The sequence below is a fragment of the Hyphomonas neptunium ATCC 15444 genome, from assembly GCF_000013025.1.
Taxonomy (GTDB): domain Bacteria; phylum Pseudomonadota; class Alphaproteobacteria; order Caulobacterales; family Hyphomonadaceae; genus Hyphomonas; species Hyphomonas neptunia.
This window is the reverse complement of sequence record NC_008358.1, coordinates 467,919-482,638: the sequence shown is the minus strand read 5'-3', so window position 1 is coordinate 482,638 and position 14,720 is coordinate 467,919. Positions and strand designations below refer to the sequence as shown.

The following is a 14,720-nucleotide window of genomic DNA, read 5'->3' as shown; positions in this document are numbered from 1 at the left end:
TTTCTCTTGTGGTGCCGGCATTGCAGATCAGCGCTGCTTGGAAACCGCTCCGGCGATCAACCCCAGGATGCCGCCGCCAATACCGCCCTCCAGAAAATTCTGTATGTGGATCATCATCGGCGTGCTGCCGAGCATCTGCCCGGCGCCCGCAGCATCGGCGCCATAGTGCGCGCCGATACCGCCCAAAATGCCGCCAATGATGCCCATCGCGCCACTGCCGCCCATCAGTTTTGACAGGACCGGCCCCAGGATCGTGCCGCCCAGCGCGCTCACGATCAGCGGAATATATGCTTCCATGTCTGTTCCCTCCCGGTTTGCCGCGCAGGCATTCTTTGGCCTGTCACAGGGGCAAGTGTTTCGCAGAAGCCCTTGACTGTCGATCCTTTTCGCGCCTCTGGAGAGGATTGCATCCTCCCGCGAAGCTGCCACATAGAGCCCATGAACAAACATCGCCCCGCCCTCTTTCTGGACAGAGACGGCGTCATCAATATCGACCGGGGCTATGTCAGCCGCATCGAAGACTTCGAGTTCATCGAAGGCGCGGCTGAAACCATTGCCGCCTTCAACCAGCGTGGCTGGTATGTCTTCATCGTCACCAACCAGTCCGGTATCGCCCGCAACTACTATACCGAAGACGACATGCACGCCCTGCATGACTGGATGCAGGCGCGCCTCGCCGAAAAAGGCGCGCATATCGACCGGATCTATTTCTGCCCCTTCCACGAAGACGGCGAAAACCTCCGCTACCGGAAGGACAGCTTCGACCGCAAACCCAAGCCCGGCATGCTCCTGCGCGCGATGGCAGACTTCCCGGTGAAGCGCGAAGCCAGCTTCCTCATCGGCGACAAGGAGGCCGACATCGAAGCAGCCAAAGCCGCCAGCGTGGCCGGCTTCCTCTTCACCGGCGGGAACCTCGCCACCTTCGCCGAATGGACGCTGGCGAGCTTCGAGGATGGCAACAGGGGCTGAGCTTCCGCTTCGCGCTCGCCTCCCCCTGCAATCTATGCTAGCCAACGTGGATGCACTACCATTGCGCAGATAGCGCCCTCTCATGAAGGGATACGGCCCCGAAACCTTCGGAGCGCTGAATGCGGAGGACTACGACCTCCTGCATAATCCCGGCACAACCGGTGCGGCCGTTGATCTGTTAGCGGACATTTCCCTTGGTCAACGCACACTCGAACTCGCTATCGGCACTGGGCGCGTCGCCCTACCCATGGCGCAGCGGGGTTGCAATATTTCAGGCATAGAAGCCTCGTTAGAAATGGTAGCAAAGCTCCGCGAAAAACCCGGTGGTACGGCGATCCCGGTAACCATGGGCGATATGTCTGAGGTCAGGGCAGAGGGCCGGTTCGGCTTCATTTTCTTGATTTTCAATACACTGTTCAACCTCACGAGTCAGGAAGCCCAGCTTCGCTGTTTCCGGAATGCCGCCGACATGCTGGAACCCGGCAGCGCATTCCTAGTCGAAGCATTCGTGCCAGACATCGCCCAGTTCCGGGACCATCGCAGCCTGAAACCCAAGCATCTTGACCGGAATTCGCTGACCTTGGAAGCCGCGATCCATGACCCAGTGAAGCAGCTGGTCGAATATCAGTATCTCCGGTTCACGCCGGACGGCATCCGCATGACGCCCCTTCCGATGCGCTATGCCTGGCCCTCAGAGATTGACCTGATGGCCCGCCTCGCTGGCCTCCAGCCAGAAAGTCGCTGGGGCGCATGGGATCGCGCAGCTTTCACCGCCAATAGCCGCATGCATATCTCGCTCTACCGCAAGCCTACTGGCAGCTGAGCCCTAAACCGCCTTCAGCGTCTTCGGGTCCATGCCGCCCATGCGGCAGACCTCTTTCCATTCCGCCGCCGTCACCGGCTGCACCGACAGCCGGAATGAGGAAACCAGGCTCATCTCCGCCAGCTTCGGATTCTCCTTGGCCGCCTTCAGCGTCACCGGCTTAGGCATCGGTGCCAGCGCGCGGATGGTCACGCAGTCCCAGCGCGCATCGTCCGTGGTCGGGTCAGGCTTTGACAGCTCACACACCTCGCACACGCCGACAATCTCCAGCCCGATATTGGAGTGGTAGAAGAATACCCGGTCGCCGAGCTTCATCTCACGCATATGGTTGCGCGCGGTATAGTTGCGCACGCCCGACCAGATCTCGCCCGCCTCGCCCTTCTTCACCTGCTGCTCCCAGCTCCAGGCATCGGGTTCAGATTTCATCAGCCAGTATTGCATGCCGCTGTCCTTCTTCAGTGTCGTCCTGCCTTAACGGCGCTCGCCCGCCTGCGCCAGCGCTGCGTGAACCAGCCGCTGATAATGCGGCCAGCCTTTATAGTCTGCCAGCACCGGATCAATCCCTTCCCAGGCCGCCCGAAACGCCTCCGCCTGCCCCGGCCCATCAAGCGCGGCCCGTAGCGGATCAATCGCCACCCGGATCGTGAACACCACCGCGCCAGAAATTTCCAGCTTCGAAATCGTCTGCCGCTCCACCCGCAGCCACAGCCCGTCCAGGGCGCCCGCTTCATCCATCCCGCCGGCCAGCGCCTTGAATGCCGCCTGCGACGGCGTAAACCGCTCCGTTCCCGGCTGAACCGTCCAGTTGAACCGCTCCAGCACCTGCCCCGGCCGCAGCGCGTCAAACATCCGGTGTATCCGCGAAACCAGCCCCGGATTGGCGCCGGGCACCGGTCCATGCAGTCCGCCCAGAGGCTCGCCCAGCTTCTCGTCCAGCCGCCAGAAGGTTGGCGCACACAGGCTCGCTGCCTCTAGCCGCCAAAGGTCATCGCTATCTTTGATCAGCACACAGAGATCATCGGAAACCGCGCTCGCCGCCCCCTCCAGCGCGCTCGGCCAATCGCCCACCGCAGGCCCGGCCACGCCATGCACCGCCGCCGCTGCCTCCAACGCCGCCAGCTCGCTGCCATCGCGCGCGCCATAAACCTCGCCGCGCCGCGCTCGCATCAGCGCCCGCTTTTCCTCCAGCACATGCGCCTCGGTGTCCGGACTCAGCCACGCCTCCGGCGCAATCGGCTTCAGCCCCGGCGCCAGGCTCAAGGGACCACTCAAAAAAGGAAGATAAGGCGGCCGGCGCATCGTCAGGCCGGCGTCAGGCGAGCCGCGCCGCGCCCCAGCTGACAAAGCCGGCAATCTTCGGCGTGCCCGGAAGGTACATCGTCTCCGCGCCCTCCGGCTCAAACCCCGCCTCGCGCAGCATCGCCTGCGTATCGCGCGTCAGGTGACACCCACCCGCCAAAGCCTTCCACACAGGCTCGACCCGGCGCTGCCATTTGGCCACGCCTTCGTCGGGCGCCAGCCCATGCTCGGTGAAGAGGATCTTGCCGCCAGGTTTCAGCACGCGTTTCGTCTCGGCCAGCGCAGATTTCCAGTCAGGGATGGTACACAGCACAAAGGTAATCACGGCGGTATCGACCGAATTGTTCGCCAGCGGAATGGCTTCCGCGCCGGTCTCCAGAAAATCGATGCTCTTGCCGATGCCCAGCTCGCTTGCCGTGCGCCTGGCTTTCACGACCATCCCCGGAGACGGCTCCAGCGCATAAAGGTGATCCACCTTCGCCCCGTCATACATCGCAAAGTTGGTGCCCGATCCACAGCCCAGTTCCAGCACAACGCCTTCCGCCTTCGGCACAACCTTCGCCCGCTGTTTCATGATCGGCTTTGTCGAGCATGCGCACGAAACAAGATTTGGTACGACGTAGCGTTCCCAGGGATTCATCAGTCTGCCTGCTTTGAAGGAATGAAACCCGGATAGGAATTCGACTGGATCAGCGTCCGCGTCGCCTCGGTCGGCCGCGCGATCAGTGCGTCCTGCGTAATCGAGACTTCGTATTCAAATCCATCGCCCATCGGCTGATAGGTGGCTGAGCCATATTCAGCATCAATGCCGAACCGCGACCCATAAGTGTCGGCGAGCTTCGACACATCAATGCCCGGCTCCTCGGTGACAATCCGTATGCCGTCAATCTTGCCTTCGGTCACCGCCTCGGAAGAAAACTGCATCGCATTGGTCGAGCGCATATGCTCAATCCGGTACATCGAGTCATATCCCAGGATATTTGCCATCGGCTTGAACTTGATCACGCGCGCGCCAATCTGCCATTCGTCCCCGCGGAATACCGGCTGCGTGCCGTCCGCCTGCAACAGATGCGTGCCGTCTGAGAATGTAACGTCCGCCGTAAACGCCTCCGCCTGCCCCGGCACAGAGGCAAACTTCACCACCGCCACGGGCCGCTCATAGGTCAGGCGCTTATAGGTCTGGATGTTCAGCCCGATGAACGCCACCATCCCGGCAATGCCGACAAAGGCCGTGCCAAAGGCCAGCCGCGTCACCCCCGCAAAGGGCTTGAGGTTGGCCAGCTTCCCGAACCCTGCGAACAGGAGAAGCAGCCCGATCACCCCGGCAATCGATGGCATAATCCACCAGATCAAGCCCATCTCACATCTCCCTGCGCGGCCAAAAGGCCGGTGCCAAGTTAATCCCGTTAATCTTCATATCAGCGCTTTGCGGCGGATTTAGCAACCTTTGACAGGTCCGCTGCTATTGGTAACGCGCTCTAAATCAGGAGGTTGCGGCAATTCCAAGCAGAGCGTTCCAGCCGACATACCCCGCCACCCCCACAATCATCGCCGCAAAGCCCTTGCGCGCCAGCGCCGTGCGCCCCGCGAGCGCCCTGGCCACCTGCACGCCGGCAACCCCGCCCACTGCGCCGCCCGCCAGCAGCAGGCCTGCGAGGGGCAAGTCCACATGCCCGGCAAAGGCATAGTTCGCCGAGGTCGTCGCCCCAAACAGCGCCACCGAGACGAGCGAGGAGGCCATTGCGTTCGACAATGTCATGCCCGTCGCCATCATCAGGCCGGGCACGATCAGAAAGCCGCCGCCGATCCCGAAAAATCCCGCCGCCAGCCCGGTCAGCAGCCCCAGCGGCACAATCCGCGCCATGATGGCCGCCGTGATATGCACGTCCGGATCACCAAGCCCTTTGGGCCGGCGAAACATCGAAAGCCCGATCGCTCCCATCGCCACGGCAAAGGCCAGCAACAGCCACGTGCCGTCCACGCGCAGCGCCAGTTGCGACCCCACAACCGATCCGGCAATGCCCGCCAGCGCAAACAGGCCCGCACACGGCCATTTCACCCGCTTTGCCCGCCAGTGACCGATCAGGCTCACCGCCGCAATCGCCGCCACGGCCGCCGCCGATGTGCCAATCGCCATATGCGGATCTTTCACGCCCACGGCATAGATCAACAATGGCGCGGCGAGCACAGAACCCCCGCCGCCAAACGTTCCCAGAAACAATCCGACGACTGCCCCGCTGAGAAGCGCGGCGAGAATGACAAGGGGCTCAAGTTCCATGATATGTCCTGCTCCCAGGCCGCATTACCTTGACGCGTCTGCGCGGCGTGTCCAGCGTGAAATATATGATAACTTGCTAAATTAGCAATATCTCATATATTTGAAGCAGACCTGAGATTTGACGATTCCGCAGAGGAGATTCCCATGCCCGAGATCAAACCGTTTTTTGACCCCGCAACAAACACGGTCACCTATCTCGTCTGGGACAAGGCCACCCGCGACGCCGTCATCATAGACCCCGTGCTGGACTTCGACCCCGCGCCCGCCCGCCTTTCCACGGCATCGGCCGATAAGGTGCTCGCCGCGGCAGAGGCTGAGGGCCTGAAAATCCGCTGGGCGCTCGACACCCACGCCCATGCCGATCACCTTTCGGCCGCTGACTATGTCCGCCAGAAAACCGGCGCCAAGGTCGGCATCGGCGCGCACATCACCGATGTTCAGAAAATCTTCCGCCCGATGTTCGGCCCCACCTCCGACACGCCGGACGAAACCGTGTTCGACGCCCTCTTCAATGAAGGCGATGAATTCCCGCTCGGCAACGAAACAATCCGTGTACTGCACACACCCGGCCACACCGCTGCCTGCCTCACCTATCTGATCGGCGACGCCGCCTTCGTGGGCGATACCGTCTTCATGCCCGACTATGGCACCGCGCGGGCAGACTTTCCCGGCGGCGACGCCCACGCGCTTTACCGCTCAATCCGCAAGCTGCTCGCCCTGCCGCCCGAAACCCGCATCTTCACCGGCCATGACTATCTCCCCGAAGGCCGCGACAAGCATGCCTGGGAATCCACCGTCGCCCAGCACCGCGCCGCCAACGTCCATGTCCATGACGGCGTCTCGGAAGAAGACTTCGTCACCATGCGCACCACCCGCGACAAAACCCTTGGCGCTCCGCGCCTGATCCTCCCCTCCCTGCAGGTCAACATCCGCGCCGGCACCCTTCCCCCACCAGAATCCGACGGCCAGACCTACCTCCGCCTCCCGGTAAACCGCCTCGGCAAATAGTGTATTGCCGCAAGGCCCCCCTCCGTCCGCTTCGCGTCCACCTCCCCCGCTTCGCAGGGGAGGATAACGGCTTGGTCCAATCCGGTAAGATGGGTAACAAAACAGACCGGGGACATGGGTAACAGATTTGCGAGGATGACCATCTGGAGGAGATGGTCATGGGTTGGAGGCGGACAGATCCGATGAACGAGCGTGTTGAGTTCATCGCGGCGTGGCTGAAGGGTGAGGACAGTGTGACAGGGCTGTCTGTGCGGTTCGATATATCGCGCAAGACGGCCTACAAATGGATTGAGCGTTACAAGGCTGCGGGGCCAGCGGGGCTTTATGATGTGTCTCGAGCCCCGCTTTGCCCGGCGGGCGGCACGCCACCGGAGCTGGCGTCCCGTGTGGTGACGCTCCGGCGGGCGCATCCTGCCTGGGGGCCGCGCAAGTTGAAGGCGCGTCTGGAGATGGATGATCCGGGTGTTGCCTGGCCAGCGGCTTCGACGATCGGTGACATTCTCAAGCGCGAAGGGCTTGTATCTCCGCGGCGGTTTCGCCGGCGCGCGGCGCCGATGACAACGCCCTTTGCGCAGGCGCATGCCCCCAACGATGTCTGGTGCATGGACTTCAAGGGCTGGTGGCGTACGGGCGATGGCCAACGCTGTGAGCCGTTCACGGTCTCGGACGCCCTGAGCCGGTATCTTCTGGTCTGCCAGCCTGTCGCGCGCACGGGCTATGATACGGTCTGGCCGGTACTGGCAAAGGCGTTCCGGGACCACGGCCTGCCGCGCGCCATCCGGTCAGACAATGGTCCGCCTTTCGGGTCTGTGGCGGCCGGGGGCCTGTCCCGTCTGGCGGTCAACTTTGTGAAGATGGGCATCTTCCCGGAACGGATCACCCCTGGAAAGCCGCAGGAGAATGGGCGCCATGAGCGTCTGCATCTGACCCTGAAGCGCGAAGCGGCCGATCCGGTCTCCCGCACACTTCGGGCGCAGGCCGCGCGCCTTGTCCGGTTCCGGAAATCCTACAATCATGAGCGTCCGCATGAGGCGCTCGGCCAGAAACCCCCGGCGGCGGTCTATGTGCCAAGCCCGCGCGTATGGGACGGCAAGCTTCGCGCCCCGGACTATCCTGGCGCCACCGAAACCCGCGCGGTCAGGCACGCCGGCACCATTAGATGGCGCGGCGCGGAACCCTTCATCTCCGAAGTGCTGATCGGGGAGCGCGTTGGCCTCTTCCGGACCGGCGAAGACCAATACGACGTCTACTTCGGCCCCATCCTCCTCGGACACATCGACCCGAAAAAACGCATGAACCGCATCAAGCCTGGCAGACCACGGAACATACCATGAAAACTGTAACCCATCTCCCCGGTCTCAAATGTTACCTATGTCCCCGGTTGCACAGCTTCGCCGGATGCGACTTTATCCTCCCCTGCAAAGCGGGGGAGGTGGCAGACGGCGAAGCCGGCTGACGGAGGGGGGAAGCCAAGCAGTGCCACCCCCGCATAGCTCCCCTGCCGCCCTGACGCGGCGCGCCCCCTGCCCATTGTCACAAAACCCTGATAGGCCCGAACCCATCATGGCCATACGTGACTTCATCCTGCTCTGCGCTGTCTGCCTCGTCTGGGGGCTGAACCTTGTCGTCACGCGCTGGGCCGTGGCCGACATGGCCATTCCGCCGATCTTCTTTGCCGCGCTGCGTTTCCTCGGCGTGGCGGTCTGCCTCGTGCCCTTCCTCTTCCCGCGCCCACCCAATTTGCGCACGCTGTTCTTCGTCTCGATCATGATCGGCAGCGTCCACTTCTCGCTCCTCTTCATCGGTCTCCAACACGCAGACGCTTCCGCTGCCGCTGTCACCGGCCAGCTCGGCGTGCCCTTCTCCACGCTGATGAGCATGCTGTTCCTCGGAGAAGTCATCCGCTGGCGCCGCGCTATCGGCATCACGCTCGCCTTTCTGGGTGTCATCATCATCGCGCTGGACCCGGCAAACTTCTCGGTCTCCTTCGGCCTGCTCTACATCATCGCCTCCGCCTTCATCGGCTCGGCGGGCGGCATCGTGATGAAACGCATGCCGCAGATCTCCGGCCTGCGCATGCAGGCCTGGGTCGGCCTTTTCAGCTTTGCGCCGCTCTTTGCGCTCTCCTTCGCCATCGAGGAAAACCAGCTTGCCACCTACATCGATGGCGGCTGGATGGTCTGGGCCGCCAGTGCCTTCGCCATCCTCGGTGTCTCCGTGTTCGGCCATTCGGCCTTCTATACGCTGCTCAAGAAGTATGACGTCTCCCTCCTCTCCCCGCTCACGCTGATGACCCCCATCTGGGGCGTCATCTTCGGCATTGCGCTGCTGAACGAACCGCTGACCCCGCGCCTCATCCTCGGCGCCATCGTTTCGCTGTCGGGCGTGCTTGTCATCGCGCTCCGCCCGAACGAGAAAATGCCTGAAGCGGCCCTCGGCAAGAAGGCCGGCGCCGGAGACTCGTGATGGAAATCGAAGACACCCCCAGCCCGAACTTTGACGACCGCAAACACCCCGTCACCCTGCTCGTGCTCCATTATACGGGCATGGAAAGCGGCGAGGCCGCCCTCACCCGCATGCGCGATCCAGAGGCGAAGGTGTCGGCCCATTACATGGTCTGGGAAGACGGCCGCATCGCCCGCCTCGTGGCTGAAAATGACCGCGCCTGGCATGCCGGTGTCTCGACATGGCAGAGCCTTGAGGATTTGAATTCCCGCTCTGTCGGCATCGAGATCGTCAATGGCGGCCATGACTACCCCGCCCCCGGCGGCGCGCTCCCGCCCTATCCCGACGCGCAGATCACCGCCGTCATCGCGCTCGCCCGCGAGATCATGGCCCATCACGACATCCCGGCCACCGGCCTCGTCGCCCATTCGGATATTGCGCCCGCCCGCAAGATCGACCCCGGCGAACATTTCCCCTGGCAGCGCCTGGCAGAGGCCGGCCTCGGCCTCTGGCCCCCCGTCGAGACAGGCAGCGCCTGCGTCTGGTCAGGCGGCGACGCATCGCGCCTCAACGCCCATCTCGCCCAGATCGGTTACGACACCTCCGACATCCCCGCCGCCCTGCGCGCCTTCCAGCGCCGCTGGATGCCCACCGCCATTACCGGCCTTGCAGATGCAGACACCCTGCGCCGCCTCGCCCAGATCGCCGAGGCCTACGCGTTAGGCCCCGTCGGCTCGTCCTCGCCCCAGGCATGAGCCCACTCGGTCGCCAGCGCCGCCCCCAGCAGCAATGACGACACCGACGCCGACAGCCAGATAAAGCCGAAAATCAGCGACGCAATCGCGCCATAGATCGTGCCCATCACCGAATATTGCAGGTAGAGCTGGAACACGAACGTCACGCCCAGAAACGCCACCGCCGCCGCCCCGGCGCCCGCCGCCAGCGCCTTCGTGCCCCGCCGCACATGCCCGCGCAGCGACATCAGCAGGATCAGGTAAAACACCCCGAAACTCGCAATCCCCTTCGAGATCCACAGCGAGTCCACAATCGTCGCTATCTCGCTGGCAAACCGCATCGCCAGCCCGCCCGCTTCCTGCACCGCCACCGTCGCAATCAGCTGCAACGCCCCCAGCAGCCACACTACCAGGATCAGCGTCGCCGTCAGCAGCAGGGACGTGCCCTGAAACCGTGCAAACCGCGTCCGGTCGGCCGTGCCCGCAATCATCCTGATGCCGGTAATCAGCGCCTTGGCGCCCGACGTGGCCGTAAACAGCACCAGGATCGCCGCCAGAAACGCCCGCACACTCAGCCCCGCCGGCGTCATCTTCTGGATCGCGTCCACCTCCTCAAAAGTCAGCGGCTCCACGCTCTGGCTGAAGAAGTTGGTCACGGGCTTGGCCAGCTGATGCGCCAGTTCCGGCGGCAGGAAAAACGTCAGCAATGTCAGCGTCATATAGATCAGCGGGAAGATCGAAAACAGCGCATAGAACGCGATGCCGCCCGTCACGATCCGCACATCCGGACGCACCAGCCGGCGCACCGCCCGGATAGCAGGATCAATGAGATCGGGGCGCCAGCGCTCAAGCATCCCGTCAGTACTGACACGGCCTGCCTAAGAAAAAAACAAGGGATTCGCGCAGGCCTTATCCACGCCCTGCCTGCCCGCATTCATTACACAGCAGACAGGAAAAGAGACCGCCCAATCCGGCTGGGGCCGGCCCCATGCCATTCTTCCCGTGTCCGGTCTTACCAGCCGGACAATCACCGGGCAGCCGGCGGGAATAGCCTCCCCAAAAGCTGCCATCCTGCGGATGGGGTAGAGCCGGGACGCCGGGGACACCGCATTCAATTTACTGATCCATCATATACCGTCCCCGGACGATTTGGGCTCGCGCCCCATCCGCAGGACTTCCCGGCCAAACCCACCCCGGACAGGATTGATCCTTGTCCGGTTGATTTTGTTGCCTTTTTTACAGGCGCCTTCCAGTCATTCCACAGGCGTAACAAAACCTGTGAATTTTCTCCCCCATAGCATGAAAAAATCTGGACAGGCTCTCGACTCAGGCGAGGCCTTGTGAGATCGTTTCGGTAAGCCAACGGAATTCCCGGCGGGAGCAAACCCGCCACCGGAGCCGGAGGACAAGTCCATCGCCCCCGGACGAAACCGGGTCAGGAGCAAAGCCGGGAGACCGGCCGCGCAAAGGACCAGGTGGAGATGACGGGATAAAGCAGGCGGTGGCCGGGAGGCGGGAGCTAGACCCACCAAACGGGGCCATATGCCGTAACGGGGCGCGATCCGTAAACGGTGACCAAGAAGTGAATGCCAGCAATGGCAAACGCAGGCGGTCAGCCGCGTGCAGGCAACCCCCCGGTTGTGCGCGTGGCGACGGAAACGGAAGCGTGCGCCTGAAAAGGCGAACGTCCGGGTCCGGAGGGTGATGAAAGGAAATCCGCTCGAACGGATTTTTCTCCAGAGCCTGATGTCGATCGAAGACCGAAATCGAGTGCTAGCACAGTGTCTCGGTAGACCGATTCGAAACACACGGGAAGGCACGAAGTCCGCAAGGGCGTCGTGCCTTCTTGCGTTTGGGGCACGCGAAGCGCGAAAACACCCCCCATTTGCGCTTCCCCCCCACTTCCCCTATATCCCCCGCCAGACCAGATGGCCGGGCAGCCGCTGGTATGCGGGTAACTGCATACTGGAGGAAAGTCCGGGCTCCAGGTGGACAGGGCGACGGCTAACGGCCGCCCGGCGTGAGCCGAGGGAAAGTGCCACAGAAAGGAAACCGCCCGAAGGCTTCGGCCAGAGGGTAAGGGTGAAAGGGTGGGGTAAGAGCCCACCGCAGCGCTGGCAACAGGGCTGGCATGGTAAACCCCGCCCGGAGCAAGACCAAGTAGGGGGCACATATGGGCTGTCCGCCGCCCGTGCCCCGGGTGCGTCGCGCCGAGGCGTTCAGCAATGAACGCCCCAGAGGAATGGCTGCCAGATCCCGCAAGGGACGAACAGAACCCGGCTTATTGGCCATCTGGTCTAATTTTCCCCCAACGCAGCCCGCAGGGCTTGCGTTGACCTATATCGTCTCCGGTGTGATGTAGAAAATGCACGCGGCCAGAGCCTGACCGCGCAGGGAGACGTTTTCCGATGCCCAGACCCGCCGGCGCGCGCAATCACGACTTTGACGTGAAACGCGCCGCCCTGCTCGACGCGCTGACCGACTTTGCCCTCTCCGCAGACCTGCGCCGCCCGTCGCTGCGCCAGTTCGCCCAGGCGATGAACGCCTCCGAGCCGACCCTGCGCCACTATTTCGGAGACCGCCGCGGCCTCATCCTCGAAATCCTCGATAATATCGGCCGCAAGGGCGCCCCCCTCTGGGCTGTCGTCGCCCTGCCCTCGGCAAACCCTGCCACCGCTTTCGAGGAATATTTTCGCATCTCCGAAGCGGGCATGCGGCTCGGCGGGTTCATCCGTGCCCACGCTTTCGGCCTGATCGAAGGCCTCGCCGACGAAGCCCTCGGCCAGGCCTATCTCGAGAAGGTGCTCGAGCCCGCCCTGAACGCCGTTTCAGACAAACTCCGCGCCACCCCCGGCGCCCCGCAGGACGAAACCGCCCTGCGCGCCGCTGCGCTGGCCGCCCTCTCCCCGCTCCTCGTCATGAGCCTGCATCAGGAACTCCTCGGCGGCGCCACCTCCGCCCCCATAGACTCAGGCCAGGTCATCAGCACACTGCAAGGCTGGCTCGGCAAGGCCCTGACGCCTTGAGCTGACCTCACCTGACCTGCCCTGCCCCAGAAAGCCGCCTTCACCATGGATCTCCTGAAGCGCCTCGACCTCTCGATCCCGATCATCCAGGCCCCGATGGCAGGCGTTTCCACGCCACAGCTCGCCGCCGCCATTTCCAATGCAGGCGGCCTCGGCTCAATCGCCGTGGGGGCAACAGACGCGCCGGGCGCGCGAACACTGATCGACGCCACAGCCGCGCTCACGCGCCGCCCCTTCAATGTGAATGTATTCGTCCATGAGGACCCGGCGCGCGATGCGCAACGTGAAGCCGAATGGCTGGCGGCCCTGCGCCCCCTTTTCCGTGAGTTTGGCGCAGAGCCGCCAGAGCGGCTGGAAACGATTTACAGGAGCTTTGCAAATGACGACGCCATGCTCGCCCTGCTCGTCGAAAAAGCGCCGCGTGTTGTCAGTTTTCATTTCGGGCTTCCCGATGCCGGCCGGATCAAGGCCCTGAAGGAGGCCGGCTGCGTCTTGCTGTCCACCGCCACCAATCTTGCAGAAGCCCGCGCGGCAGAAGCCGCCGGCGTCGATGCCATTGTCGCGCAGGGCTATGAAGCAGGCGGCCATCGCGGTGTCTTCGATCCCGGCGTGCCCGATGACCAGATCGGTACTCTGGCGCTTACCCGACTGTTGGTGGCGCGCTGCGCGCTGCCGGTCATCGCCGCTGGCGGCATCATGGACGGCGCCGGAGTACGGGCTGCCCTGGATCTGGGCGCCGTCGCCGCCCAGCTCGGCACAGCCTTTATCGCCTGCCCGGAAAGCAGCGCCGATGCAGCCTTCCGGCAAGCGCTCAAAAGTCCGGGGGCGGACCACACGGTCGTCACCACCGCGATCTCCGGCCGCCCGGCCCGCTGCCTCGCCAACCGGTTCACCGCCTGGGGCGCTGAGGCCTCCGCCCCTCGCCCGGCCTATCCCGCCGCCTATGACGCGGGCAAAGCGCTGAACGCCGCAGCCAAGGCCAAAGGTGAAACCGGCTACGGCGCCCAATGGGCTGGCCAGGGCGCGCCCCTTCACCGGGCGCTCCCCGCCGCAGACCTTCTGGCGCAGATCGCAGATGAAATGACGCGGGTTGGCCCCTAAATCCGCGGCGGCCGGACCAGCGTGTCCTTCAGGTCGGCAATCTCTGCCTCGGTCGTGGCCCAGGAGCAGACAAACCGGCTCGATCCGCCCGGCCAGTCGGCATAGAAGCGCGCATTGTCTTCCTGCAGATCCTGCACCGCGCGCGGGTCCAGCAGCGCAAACACCTCATTACCCTGAACATCCCAGGCAAGCTCATAGCCCGCCCCGGTGAACACGCCGGCCAGGCGCGCGGCCATCGCATTGGCATGAGCGGCCAACGTCAGCCACAACCCGCCCTCCAGCATCGCCTCGGCCTGCGCCGCCAGGAAGCGCATCTTCGGCGGCATGTGGCCGGACCGTTTGGCCCGCGCGCGCAGCTCCCCACCCTTGGCCTTGGCCGCGCCAAAAAGGAGGATGATCTCGCACCCCGCCGCGCCGGTTTTCGTCAACCCCAGGGTCAGCACATCCACGCCGGCCTGCCAGCTCATCTGCGCCGGGCTTGCGCCCGTGTGCACCAGCGCATTGGCAAACCGCGCCCCGTCCATATGCACGGCCAGTTTTCCGCCCTTCGCGCGGCGCGCAAACCGCGCCACTTCATCGGGCGAATAAGCCATGCCGCATTCAGTGAGGTTCGTCAGCGAGAGGACCGCCGGCGGCGTGCCATGCACAAAGCTCGGGTCCACATTTCCCAGATAGTCCGCAAACACATCATAATCGATCTTCGCGCCCGTGCCCGGCAACAGCGCCAGCCGCCCCCCGCCGGTGAAAAACTCCACCGCCCCGCGCTCATCCATCTGGATATGCGCTTCATGGTGGCAGAGGATCGAATGGGTCGGCGGGCAGAAGCAGGAAAGCGCCAGCGCGTTGGACGCCGTGCCCGATGCCGTCAGCCAGAAGTCAAAGTCGTCTGTTTCGAACACCTCGGCGAGGCGCGCGCGCAGCCGCGCGGTAATCCTGTCGGCGCCATAGCTCGCCTCCGCCCCGTCATTGGCCCGCCCCATGGCCTCCAGCACGGAAGGATGCGCCGGCGCCGCCGTGTCGGAAGAGAAGTTCATAGG

16 protein-coding genes and 1 other RNA gene are annotated in these 14,720 nt (G+C 63.8%); 9 read left to right on the top strand and 8 right to left on the bottom strand.

The window, feature by feature from the left end; translation table 11 throughout:
- Nucleotides 1-27 precede the first annotated feature (27 nt).
- A complete protein-coding gene (locus HNE_RS02445; protein ID WP_035592794.1) occupies nt 28-297 on the bottom strand; it encodes a hypothetical protein in 270 nt (89 codons plus the stop codon).
- Between the two features lie 141 nt (nt 298-438).
- Between HNE_RS02445 and HNE_RS02440 the strand changes: the two genes are divergently transcribed.
- Both HNE_RS02440 and HNE_RS02435 read left to right on the top strand, forming a co-directional pair.
- On the top strand, nt 439-969 hold the full coding sequence (locus HNE_RS02440) for a D-glycero-alpha-D-manno-heptose-1,7-bisphosphate 7-phosphatase (RefSeq protein WP_011645520.1): 531 nt from the start codon (nt 439-441) through the stop codon (nt 967-969).
- 82 nt (nt 970-1,051) lie between these two features.
- The gene (locus tag HNE_RS02435; protein ID WP_011645519.1) at nt 1,052-1,792 is read left to right on the top strand and encodes a class I SAM-dependent methyltransferase; all 741 of its coding nucleotides are present in this window, start codon (nt 1,052-1,054) and stop codon (nt 1,790-1,792) included.
- A gap of 3 nt (nt 1,793-1,795) precedes the next feature.
- Here the strand turns inward: HNE_RS02435 and HNE_RS02430 are convergent, their stop codons facing one another.
- From HNE_RS02430 to HNE_RS02410, 5 genes are all read right to left on the bottom strand, one after another.
- Nucleotides 1,796-2,233: an EVE domain-containing protein gene (locus tag HNE_RS02430; protein ID WP_011645518.1), complete on the bottom strand. Its 438-nt coding sequence runs from the start codon at nt 2,231-2,233 to the stop codon at nt 1,796-1,798.
- 30 nt (nt 2,234-2,263) lie between these two features.
- Nucleotides 2,264-3,052, bottom strand: coding sequence for a heme-dependent oxidative N-demethylase subunit alpha family protein (locus HNE_RS02425; protein WP_148205786.1), 789 nt, complete (start codon nt 3,050-3,052; stop codon nt 2,264-2,266).
- Nucleotides 3,053-3,104: 52 nt separating this feature from the next.
- Nucleotides 3,105-3,665, bottom strand: coding sequence for a class I SAM-dependent methyltransferase (locus HNE_RS02420; protein ID WP_233351975.1), 561 nt, complete (start codon nt 3,663-3,665; stop codon nt 3,105-3,107).
- A gap of 65 nt (nt 3,666-3,730) precedes the next feature.
- Nucleotides 3,731-4,450, bottom strand: coding sequence for a hypothetical protein (locus HNE_RS02415; protein WP_011645515.1), 720 nt, complete (start codon nt 4,448-4,450; stop codon nt 3,731-3,733).
- Nucleotides 4,451-4,574: 124 nt separating this feature from the next.
- Nucleotides 4,575-5,369, bottom strand: a complete 795-nt coding sequence (locus HNE_RS02410) for a sulfite exporter TauE/SafE family protein (RefSeq protein ID WP_011645514.1) — start codon at nt 5,367-5,369, stop codon at nt 4,575-4,577.
- A 144-nt stretch (nt 5,370-5,513) separates the two neighbouring features.
- Here HNE_RS02410 and HNE_RS02405 point away from each other — a divergent pair, with 144 nt between their 5' ends.
- The 4 genes from HNE_RS02405 to HNE_RS02390 all read left to right on the top strand — a co-directional run bounded on the left by HNE_RS02405 (nt 5,514) and on the right by HNE_RS02390 (nt 9,577).
- Nucleotides 5,514-6,377: an MBL fold metallo-hydrolase gene (locus HNE_RS02405; protein WP_011645513.1), complete on the top strand. Its 864-nt coding sequence runs from the start codon at nt 5,514-5,516 to the stop codon at nt 6,375-6,377.
- 158 nt (nt 6,378-6,535) lie between these two features.
- Nucleotides 6,536-7,711 (top strand): IS481-like element ISHne2 family transposase, encoded by a 1,176-nt coding sequence (locus HNE_RS02400; protein ID WP_011645512.1) that lies wholly within the window; start codon nt 6,536-6,538, stop codon nt 7,709-7,711.
- Between the two features lie 229 nt (nt 7,712-7,940).
- The gene (locus HNE_RS02395) at nt 7,941-8,843 is read left to right on the top strand and encodes a DMT family transporter (RefSeq protein ID WP_011645511.1); all 903 of its coding nucleotides are present in this window, start codon (nt 7,941-7,943) and stop codon (nt 8,841-8,843) included.
- A complete protein-coding gene (locus tag HNE_RS02390) occupies nt 8,843-9,577 on the top strand; it encodes an N-acetylmuramoyl-L-alanine amidase (protein ID WP_011645510.1) in 735 nt (244 codons plus the stop codon). The genes HNE_RS02395 and HNE_RS02390 overlap by 1 nt, the downstream gene beginning before the upstream one ends.
- On the opposite strand, the gene HNE_RS02385 is transcribed toward HNE_RS02390, so the two are convergent.
- Nucleotides 9,535-10,410: a YihY/virulence factor BrkB family protein gene (locus HNE_RS02385; RefSeq protein WP_011645509.1), complete on the bottom strand. Its 876-nt coding sequence runs from the start codon at nt 10,408-10,410 to the stop codon at nt 9,535-9,537. The genes HNE_RS02390 and HNE_RS02385 overlap by 43 nt on opposite strands.
- A gap of 1,070 nt (nt 10,411-11,480) precedes the next feature.
- On the opposite strand from HNE_RS02385, the gene rnpB reads away from it, so the two are divergent.
- The 3 genes from rnpB (at nt 11,481) to HNE_RS02375 (ending at nt 13,683) form a co-directional block, all read left to right on the top strand.
- An RNA gene (rnpB, locus tag HNE_RS18275) (RNase P RNA component class A) lies at nt 11,481-11,856 on the top strand.
- Between the two features lie 108 nt (nt 11,857-11,964).
- Nucleotides 11,965-12,582 (top strand): TetR/AcrR family transcriptional regulator, encoded by a 618-nt coding sequence (locus HNE_RS02380; protein ID WP_011645507.1) that lies wholly within the window; start codon nt 11,965-11,967, stop codon nt 12,580-12,582.
- A gap of 45 nt (nt 12,583-12,627) precedes the next feature.
- Nucleotides 12,628-13,683, top strand: coding sequence for an NAD(P)H-dependent flavin oxidoreductase (locus HNE_RS02375; protein WP_011645506.1), 1,056 nt, complete (start codon nt 12,628-12,630; stop codon nt 13,681-13,683).
- On the opposite strand, the gene HNE_RS02370 is transcribed toward HNE_RS02375, so the two are convergent.
- Complete coding sequence (locus HNE_RS02370) at nt 13,680-14,717, bottom strand: threonine aldolase family protein (RefSeq protein ID WP_011645505.1); 1,038 nt, start codon at nt 14,715-14,717, stop codon at nt 13,680-13,682. The two genes, HNE_RS02375 and HNE_RS02370, sit on opposite strands and share 4 nt — an antisense overlap.
- Nucleotides 14,718-14,720: the final 3 nt, after the last annotated feature.